Raw genomic sequence first — 403 nt, 5'->3', positions numbered from 1 at the left:
TGTAGAACTCGCGCAGCCCGGAACTGGACGGCAGGGGCCAGAACGGGCTGGGCAGCTTGCCGGTGATCTTCCATTCGAGCGCTTCGCGATCGAGCTCGGCGATCAGCGAGCGCGATTCGTCCGGGTGGTCGAGCACTGCGATCACCCGACCGTCCATGTTCTGTTCCAGGCGCTCGACGGCCACGCCGTCGGTGCGCCGGATCGCGCCCATCTGCCAGCGTCCGCCCTCGCGGCGCAGTTCGGCCTGGGTGGTGACCAATACCGAGCTGGTCAGGTAGCGCCCTTCGGGCGGGCCATAGCGGAAGGTCTGGCTTACCCAGATCGCGGCGCGCTCCGCGTCCAGTTGGGCGACGTGTGCCTTGATCTGCCCGTGCTTGCCGTTGTAGTCGCCCCAGCTGACGCC

Annotated in this window: 1 protein-coding gene; it reads right to left on the bottom strand. The window is 68.0% G+C overall.

The window, feature by feature from the left end; all coding sequences use genetic code 11:
* Positions 1–403: hypothetical protein (locus EEB15_RS33480; protein ID WP_199236723.1), on the bottom strand; the 403-nt coding region annotated here is incomplete at both ends.

This window comes from Ramlibacter sp. WS9 (assembly GCF_003797765.1).
Lineage (GTDB): Bacteria > Pseudomonadota > Gammaproteobacteria > Burkholderiales > Burkholderiaceae_C > Ramlibacter.
The sequence above is the reverse complement of the archived record's forward strand: the minus strand, read 5'-3'. Positions and strand labels throughout refer to the sequence as shown.